The sequence below is a fragment of the Streptomyces sp. MBT65 genome (assembly GCF_016612545.1).
In the GTDB taxonomy this organism is placed as follows: domain Bacteria; phylum Actinomycetota; class Actinomycetes; order Streptomycetales; family Streptomycetaceae; genus Streptomyces.
In genome coordinates, this window is sequence record NZ_JAENRY010000041.1 from 32,631 (window position 1) to 41,324 (window position 8,694).

The 8,694-nt window shown below is 68.1% G+C and carries 5 protein-coding genes; 3 read left to right on the forward strand and 2 right to left on the reverse strand.

Annotation, left to right across the window (positions count from 1 at the left end; all coding sequences use genetic code 11):
• Window positions 1-219 precede the first annotated feature (219 nt).
• Window positions 220-984 (reverse strand): IclR family transcriptional regulator, encoded by a 765-nt coding sequence (locus JHN63_RS12300; RefSeq protein WP_200679638.1) that lies wholly within the window; start codon window positions 982-984, stop codon window positions 220-222.
• 330 nt (window positions 985-1,314) lie between these two features.
• Between JHN63_RS12300 and metH the strand changes: the two genes are divergently transcribed.
• The 3 genes from metH (at window position 1,315) to JHN63_RS12315 (ending at window position 7,669) form a co-directional block, all read left to right on the forward strand.
• On the forward strand, window positions 1,315-4,830 hold the full coding sequence (metH, locus tag JHN63_RS12305) for a methionine synthase (RefSeq protein WP_200679640.1): 3,516 nt from the start codon (window positions 1,315-1,317) through the stop codon (window positions 4,828-4,830).
• 98 nt (window positions 4,831-4,928) lie between these two features.
• A complete protein-coding gene (locus JHN63_RS12310; protein WP_200679642.1) occupies window positions 4,929-5,624 on the forward strand; it encodes an HAD family phosphatase in 696 nt (231 codons plus the stop codon).
• Window positions 5,625-6,064: 440 nt separating this feature from the next.
• Entirely contained in the window at window positions 6,065-7,669 is a 1,605-nt protein-coding gene (locus JHN63_RS12315) for an ABC transporter substrate-binding protein (RefSeq protein ID WP_200679643.1), read from the forward strand.
• 231 nt (window positions 7,670-7,900) lie between these two features.
• On the opposite strand, the gene JHN63_RS12320 is transcribed toward JHN63_RS12315, so the two are convergent.
• The gene (locus tag JHN63_RS12320; RefSeq protein ID WP_019059117.1) at window positions 7,901-8,572 is read right to left on the reverse strand and encodes a response regulator transcription factor; all 672 of its coding nucleotides are present in this window, start codon (window positions 8,570-8,572) and stop codon (window positions 7,901-7,903) included.
• Window positions 8,573-8,694: the final 122 nt, after the last annotated feature.

Genomic DNA, 8,694 nt, shown 5'->3' on the forward strand with positions numbered 1-8,694 from the left:
TTGCTCCGGGGTTACAGGCGCGTCAAGAGTGTGGTTATCGAAAACACGATCGTTATTGATTGCTGTGGGCTATCGATCTCGTGGTCGATGCGGACGGCTATCAGGTGGACACCGTGTGTGGTGATTTGGCGTTTTGGCCGACTTTGTCATTCAGGGTACGACTGATACCGGAACGTCCGCATGACGTCCCGGTGAGATCCCGCTGTGAATCCGCTGGGCTCAGAACCGCCCGGCGCCCAGATCCCGCGACACCGCGCGGGCGCAGTCCCGTACCGCGGCGATCAGCTCGGGCCGTACTTCGCCCTCCCGGCACAGCCGCTCCACGGCCCCGGTGATGCCGACGGCGCCGACCGGCATGCGCCGCCGGTCGTGGATGGGCGCGGCGATCGACGCGACGCCCTCCCAGGTCTCCTCGACGTCGGCCGCGTACCCACGCGCGCGTGTGACGTCGAGGACGTGCTCGAAGTCGGCGAGCTCGTACACCGTGCGGTCGGTGAAGGGCTTGCGCTCGGCCTCCAGGGCCTCGCTGTGCGCGACCGGGTCGTAGGCCGACAGCACCTTGCCCAGGGCCGTCGAGTGCAGCGGCTGCATGGCCCCGATCTCCAGGACCTGCCGGCTGTCGTCGGGCCGGAAGACGTGGTGCACGATCAGGACGCCCCGCAGATGCAGGACGCCCAGGTGCACGCTCTCGCCGCTGGAGCGGGCCAGGTCGTCCGTCCACACCAGGGCGCGGGCCCGCAGCTCGTGCACGTCGAGATAGGTGGTGCCCAGGCGCAGCAGTTCGGCGCCGAGCTGATAGCGCCCGGAGACGTCGTCCTGCTCGACGAAGCCCTCGTGCTGGAGGGTGCGCAGGATGCCGTGGGCCGTGCCCTTGGCGAGATCGAGCGACGAGGCGATGTCCGAGAGGCCGAGCCGTCGCTCGCCGCCCGCGAGCAGGCGCAGCATCGCGGCCGCCCGTTCGAGCGACTGGATGTTCCGTGCCATCGCCGTGCTGCCTCCGTCCGTTCGACCGCCGACGCGCGGCGTCGCTGCCGCCGTTCGGCAATGTCGAACACTACCGTTCCATGCCGACCTCTCGCTAATGGTCGGTCGATTCCTGTTACGGCTCCTGTGACGAAGCCTGTCGTGTCACTCGTCGCGAGAACCTAGACGGGGTTGATCCGCGCGTCACCCCGGTCCGCCTCATGGACGCTTCGAGCGCGTTCCCGCCCGACCCCGTTACCCTGGCGACGTGCACGCTCCCCGGGGAGTTCCGTGAGAGGTTCCCAGGGAAGCCGCAAAGCCGACAGCCGTCGCATTCCAGGGAGCCCCTTCATGGCCTCGTCGCCACTGACCCCTTCTGCCGACAGCCGGACCCGTGTGTCCGCGCTCCGAGAGGCCCTCGCCACCCGTGTGGTGGTCGCCGACGGAGCGATGGGCACCATGCTCCAGGCACAGGACCCCACCTTCGAGGACTTCGAGAACCTCGAGGGCTGCAACGAGATCCTGAACATCACCCGCCCGGACATCGTCCGCTCGGTCCACGAGGAGTACTTCGGCGCGGGCGTCGACTGCGTCGAGACCAACACGTTCGGCGCGAACCACTCCGCGATGGCCGAGTACGACATCCCCGAGCGCGTCCACGAACTCTCCGCGGCCGGCGCCCGCATCGCCCGCGAGACCGCCGACGACTTCACCGCCCGCGACGGCCGCCAGCGCTGGGTCCTCGGCTCCATCGGCCCCGGCACCAAGCTGCCCACCCTCGGCCACATCGCCTACGGCACCCTGCGCGACGGCTTCCAGGCGAACGCCGAGGGCCTCCTCGCCGGCGGCGCCGACGCCCTCATCGTCGAGACCACCCAGGACCTGCTCCAGACCAAGTCGTCGATCCTGGGCGCCCGCCGCGCCATGGAGGCGACCGGCGTCGACGTACCCCTCCTGGTCTCGATGGCCTTCGAGACCACCGGCACCATGCTGCTCGGCTCGGAGATCGGCGCCGCGCTCACCGCGCTGGAGCCCCTCGGCATCGACATGATCGGCCTGAACTGCTCGACCGGCCCCGCCGAGATGAGCGAGCACCTGCGCTATCTCGCCCGCCACTCCCGCACCCCGCTGCTCTGTATGCCGAACGCGGGCCTGCCCATCCTCACCAAGGACGGCGCCCACTTCCCGCTCGACCCCGAGGGCCTGGCCGAGGCCCAGGAGCACTTCGTCCAGGACTACGGCCTGAACCTGGTCGGCGGCTGCTGCGGCACCACCCCCGAGCACCTGCGTCAACTCGTCGAGCGGGTCCGCGAGTTGGCGCCCGTCGAGCGCCACCCGCAGCCCGAGCCGGGCGCCGCGTCCCTCTACCAGACGGTCCCGTTCCGCCAGGACACCGCCTACATGGCGATCGGCGAGCGGACCAACGCCAACGGTTCGAAGAAGTTCCGCGAGGCCATGCTGGACGCCCGCTGGGACGACTGTGTGGAGATGGCCCGCGACCAGATCCGCGAGGGCGCCCACATGCTGGACCTCTGCGTGGACTACGTCGGCCGCGACGGCGTCGCCGACATGGAGGAACTCGCCGGCCGCTTCGCCACCGCCTCCACGCTCCCGATCGTCCTGGACTCCACCGAAGTCCCGGTCATCCGGGCCGGGTTGGAGAAGCTCGGCGGCCGCGCTGTCATCAACTCCGTCAACTACGAGGACGGCGACGGCCCCGAGTCCCGCTTCGCGAAGGTCACCAGGCTGGCGCAGGAGCACGGCGCCGCGCTCATCGCGCTGACCATCGACGAGGAGGGCCAGGCCCGCACCCCGGAGCACAAGGTCGCCATCGCCGAGCGGCTGATCGAGGACCTCACGACGAACTGGGGCATCCACGAGTCGGACATCCTCATCGACACCCTGACCTTCACCATCTGCACCGGCCAGGAGGAGTCCCGCGGCGACGGCATCGCCACCATCGAGGCGATCCGCCGCCTCAAGGCCCGCCACCCGGACGTCCAGACCACGCTCGGCCTGTCCAACATCTCCTTCGGCCTCAACCCGGCCGCCCGCGTCCTGCTCAACTCCGTCTTCCTCGACGAGTGCGTCAAGGCGGGCCTCGACTCCGCGATCGTCCACGCCTCGAAGATCCTCCCGATCGCCCGCTTCACCGAGGAAGAGGTGAAGACGGCCCTCGACCTCGTCTACGACCGCCGCGCCGAGGGCTACGACCCCCTCCAGAAGCTGATGGCCCTCTTCGAGGGCGCCACCACCAAGTCCCGTACGGCGGGCCGCGCCGAGGAACTGGCCGCCCTCCCGCTGGACGAGCGGCTCAAGCGCCGGATCATCGACGGCGAGAAGAACGGCCTGGAGAACGACCTCGCCGAGGCGCTGGAGACCCGCCCCGCCCTGGACATCGTCAACGCGACCCTCCTGGACGGCATGAAGGTCGTCGGCGAGCTGTTCGGCTCCGGGCAGATGCAGCTGCCGTTCGTGCTCCAGTCCGCCGAGGTCATGAAGACCGCGGTCGCCTATCTCGAACCGCACATGGAGAAGTCGGACGCCGAGGGCAAGGGCACCATCGTGCTCGCCACCGTGCGCGGCGACGTCCACGACATCGGCAAGAACCTCGTCGACATCATCCTGTCGAACAACGGCTACAACGTCGTCAACCTCGGCATCAAGCAGCCGGTCTCCGCGATCCTGGAAGCCGCCGAGGAGCACCGCGCCGACGTCATCGGCATGTCGGGTCTCCTGGTCAAGTCCACGGTGATCATGAAGGAGAACCTCCAGGAGCTCAACCAGCGCAAGATGGCCGCCGACTACCCGGTCATCCTGGGCGGCGCAGCCCTGACCCGCGCCTACGTCGAGCAGGACCTGCACGAGATCTACGAGGGCGAGGTCCGCTACGCCCGCGACGCGTTCGAGGGCCTGCGCCTGATGGACGCCCTGATCGGCGTCAAGCGCGGTGTGCCCGGCGCGAAGCTGCCCGAGCTCAAGCAGCGCCGGGTGCGGGCGTCCGTCGCCGTGGCGGAGGAGGAGCGCCCCGAGGAGGGGCACGTCCGCTCGGACGTCGCCGTCGACAACCCCGTCCCCACCCCGCCGTTCCGCGGCACCCGGGTCATCAAGGGCATCCAGCTCAAGGAGTACGCGTCCTGGCTCGACGAGGGCGCCCTCTTCAAGGGCCAGTGGGGCCTCAAGCAGGCCCGCACGGGCGACGGACCGACGTACGAGGAACTGGTCGAGACCGAGGGCCGCCCCCGGCTGCGCGGCCTCCTGGACAAGCTCCAGACCGACAACCTGCTCGAAGCGGCCGTCGTCTACGGCTACTTCCCCTGCGTGTCCAAGGACGACGACCTGATCGTCCTGGACGACGAGGGCAACGAACGCACCCGCTTCACCTTCCCGCGCCAGCGCCGCGGCCGCCGCCTCTGCCTGGCCGACTTCTTCCGGCCCGAGGAGTCCGGCGAGAAGGACGTCGTCGGCTTCCAGATCGTCACCGTCGGCAACCGCATCGGCGAGGAGACCGCGAAGCTCTTCGAGTCGAACTCCTACCGCGACTACCTCGAACTGCACGGCCTGTCCGTCCAGTTGGCCGAGGCACTCGCCGAGTACTGGCACGCGCGCGTGCGCTCCGAACTCGGCTTCGCCGGCGAGGACCCCACGGACGTCGAGGACATGTTCGCCCTCAAGTACCGGGGCGCCCGCTTCTCTCTCGGCTACGGCGCCTGCCCCGACCTGGAGGACCGCGCGAAGATCGCCGCCCTACTGGAGCCGGAGCGTATCGGCGTCCATCTGTCGGAGGAGTTCCAGCTGCACCCGGAGCAGTCGACGGACGCGATCGTGATCCACCACCCCGAGGCGAAATACTTCAACGCACGTTGATCGGATAAGTCGTACACTGGTCGGTCCATCGCAGGCCGGTCGCCCTTGTGTGTTTCAGGGGTGGCCGGCCTGATCGTCCCTCAAGGAGGTGCGCCAGGATGACCAGCACGGTCCCCGCGCTCGGAACCCGTACGGCCGAAGGCTCAGCACTCCAGGCCGTTCTCCTCGACATGGACGGAACCCTGGTGGACACCGAGGGCTTCTGGTGGGAGGTCGAGGTCGAGGTCTTCGCCGCCCTCGGACACACCCTCGACGACTCCTGGCGCCATGTCGTGGTCGGCGGCCCCATGACCCGCAGCGCCGGTTTCCTGATCGAGGCCACCGGCGCCGACATCACCCTCGCCGAACTGTCCGTCCTGCTCAACTCGGGCTTCGAGGACCGCATCGGGCGGAGCCTGCCGCTGATGCCCGGCGCCGCCAGACTCCTGGCCGAACTGGCGGAGTACGAGATCCCCACGGCCCTGGTCTCCGCCTCGCACCGGCGCATCATCGACCGGGTCCTGACCGCGCTCGGCCCCCAGCACTTCGCGCTGACGGTGGCCGGCGACGAGGTCGCGCGCACCAAGCCGTTCCCCGACCCGTATCTGCTCGCCGCCGCCGGACTGGGCGTCGACCCGGCTCGCTGTGCGGTCGTGGAGGACACCGCGACCGGTGTCGCGGCGGCGGAGGCGGCGGGCTGCCTGGTGGTGGCCGTACCGTCCGTGGCGCCCATCGCCCCGGCCGACCGGCGCACCGTCGTGACCTCCCTGGAAGTCGTCGACCTGGCATTTCTGCGCGGGCTGATGGCCGACTGACGGCCATCTGATGGCTACCGATGACGGAAATGCGCCAGCCGTTCACCGAGCGTACAAAGTCCAATGGGAAAGGAATTCGGTCATGGTCGACCGGTCGAATTCCGTTGCACTCCAACCGAGTTGATGTGTGTGAGCTTCCCCACGTGCAGCAGGGTCGACATCGCCGTCGGCCTGTGCTGTTCACCCCATTTCTGAGGCCGATCACGCACCCTTGTGTCCCGATTGGTGAAACCCTGCACTAATCCTTCCCTCGGCGGGTTTTCGGTCTGTCCACAGCCGGTTCCGCTGCGTGATGGGAACTCAACTACGGTGGCCGTGAACCCCCGTGCGGGTCCGGACTAATCTCAACGCGAGAACATCGCCCTTATCCCCGTTGATCGACATCACCACCCCATGTATGTCGACTACACGGACTCGAACAGCTCTGGAGAAACTCCCGCATGAACCGCAAGACTTTGGTGCTGCCGGCCGTCGTCGGCCTGCTCGCGCCGGTGCTCGCCGCGTGTGGCGGCTCCGGCAGCGGGAGTTCCAGCGACGATGCGATAGTCGTCGGCACCACGGACCGGTTCGAGGCGACGAAGGACGCTCCGGCGCCGCTCGACCCCGCCTACGCCTACGACGTCGGCACCTGGAACATCCTGCGCCAGACCGTGCAGACCCTGATGATCCAGCCCAAGGGCGAGGGCGACCCGGTGCCCGAGGCCGCCAAGAAGTGCGGCTTCACCGACACCGGCAACGAGCGCTACGCCTGCACCCTGCGCGAGGGCCTGAAGTTCGCCAACGGCGACAAGATCACCGCGGAAGACGTGAAGTACTCCATCGACCGCGCGATGCGCATCAAGGCCGACAGTGGCGTCTTCGCCCTGCTGTCCACGGTCGACACCGTCGAGACGCAGGGCGACCGCGAGGTCATCTTCCACCTGAAGACGGCCGACGCCACGTTCCCGTACAAGCTGTCCACTCCCGTCGCCGGCATCGTGAACCCGGACGACTACCAGAAGGACAAGCTGCGCGACGGCTTCGACGTCGACGGCTCCGGCCCGTACACGCTGTCGGTCTCCAAGAAGGACGACGCGATCACCACGGCCACGTTCACCAAGAACCCCAATTACAAGGGGGCCTTGAAGGTGAACAACAACAAGGTGGAGATGCGTTCCTTCGATGACGCCACCGCCATGGGCGACGCGATCACCAAGGGCGACATCGACGTGATGACGCGCACCATGTCGCCGGAGCAGATCCAGAAGCTCAGCGACGACACGGACGGCGACGTCGACCTCGTCGAGATGCCCGGCCTCGAGATCCGCTACCTCGGCTTCAACACCGACGCCCCGACCGTGAAGTCGAAGGCCGTACGCGAGGCGATGGCCCAGATCATCGACCGCGGCGAACTCGTCTCCAAGGTCTACGGCACCGAGGCCGAGCCGCTCTACTCCATGGTCCCGGCGACGATCATCGGTCACTCGAACTCGTTCTTCAACAAGTACGGCGACCCGAGCGTCACCAAGGCCAAGGCCATGATGACGGCCGCCAACATCACCACCCCGGTGAAGCTGACCCTGAACTACACGACCGACCACTACGGCTCGGCCACCAAGGAAGAGTTCGAGCAGCTCCAGAAGCAGCTCAACGACAGCGGCCTGTTCGACGTCAGCATCAAGGGCACTCCCTGGTCGACGTTCCGCCCGGCCGAGCAGAAGGGCAAGTACGACGTCTACGGGATGGGCTGGTTCCCCGACTTCCCCGACGCCGACAACTACCTCGCGCCGTTCCTCGACAAGGACAACACCCTCGGCCTGCCGTACGCCAACACGAAGATCAGGAACACCCTGATCCCGGAGTCCCGCCGCGAGGCCGACCGGCTCACCGCCTCCAAGAGCCTCACGTCCATCCAGGACATCGTCGCCTCCGACGTCCCGCTGATCCCGCTGTGGCAGGGCAAGCAGTACGTCGCCGCCCGCGACGACGTCACGGGCACCGCGTACGCGCTCAACTCCTCCTCGACCCTCCAGCTCTGGGAGCTGGGCCGAGGCGTGGGCAACTAGTCGGCCCGACCGCACGGGTGAACAAGCTCGACCAGTGGCCAGTCCCGCCGATCACGGCGAGGCTGGCCACCGGCCTGTCGCCCCGACCGTCTTGCGGTTCGGGGAGGTCGGCCTTCCGGTTCCTGGAGGTCTTCACAGGCTGATCCGGCCCGCACACATGAAGAGGGCGCCCCTGTCAGGAAGGGGCGCCCTCTTCGTTCGTACGGTGTCTATCTACTGCGTGTACTGCGTCTACTGCGCGCCGGGGCGCACCAACCCGCTCTCGTACGCGTACACGGCGGCCTGCACCCGGTCGCGCAGGCCCAACTTGGTGAGGACGTGCCCCACATGCGTCTTGACGGTGGTCTCGCTCACGAACAGGTCGGCGGCGATCTCCGCGTTCGACAGCCCCCGCGCCACCAGCTTCAGCACCTCGACCTCGCGCTCGGTCAACGTGTGCAGGGCATCCGGGACGGGCTCGTCACCCGACGGCAGATGACTGGCGTACTTGTCGAGCAGCCGCCGCGTGATGCTGGGCGCGAGCATCGCCTCACCGGAGGCCACCACCCGGATGGCCTGCACGAGTTCGTTCGCCGGCGCGTCCTTGAGCAGGAAGCCACTGGCACCGGCGCGCAACGCCTCCACGACGTACTCGTCGAGGTCGAAGGTGGTCAGCACCAGCACCTTGGCCGGGCCGTCCCGCCCGGGACCGGTGATCTGCCGGGTCGCCTCCACCCCGTCCATCCGTGGCATACGGATGTCCATCAGCACCACATCGGGCTGCAGAGCCCGCACCTGGTCGAGCGCCTGCAGACCGTCACCGGCCTCCCCGACGACCGCGAGATCCTGCTCCGCCTCCAGAATCATCCGGAACCCGGTTCGCAGCAGCGGCTGGTCATCAACCAGTAGGACGCGGATGGCCACGTGAATCTCCTTCGCTAGCCCGGCCCCATTCTGCCCTGCGCCCCGGCTTACGACTCGACCGGCCTTGGGAGTGGGGGTATGGGCCTTGGTGGGGGTGGGGCGGGAAGAGGAAGGGACTGGAG

Coding starts and splice junctions, on each gene's coding strand:
- JHN63_RS12310 (WP_200679642.1), top strand. CDS start 4,929: ATGACCAGCACGGTCCCCGCGCTCGGAACCCGTACGGCCGAAGGCTCA.
- JHN63_RS12300 (WP_200679638.1), bottom strand. CDS start 984: ATGGCACGGAACATCCAGTCGCTCGAACGGGCGGCCGCGATGCTGCGC.
- JHN63_RS12315 (WP_200679643.1), top strand. CDS start 6,065: ATGAACCGCAAGACTTTGGTGCTGCCGGCCGTCGTCGGCCTGCTCGCG.
- metH (WP_200679640.1), top strand. CDS start 1,315: ATGGCCTCGTCGCCACTGACCCCTTCTGCCGACAGCCGGACCCGTGTG.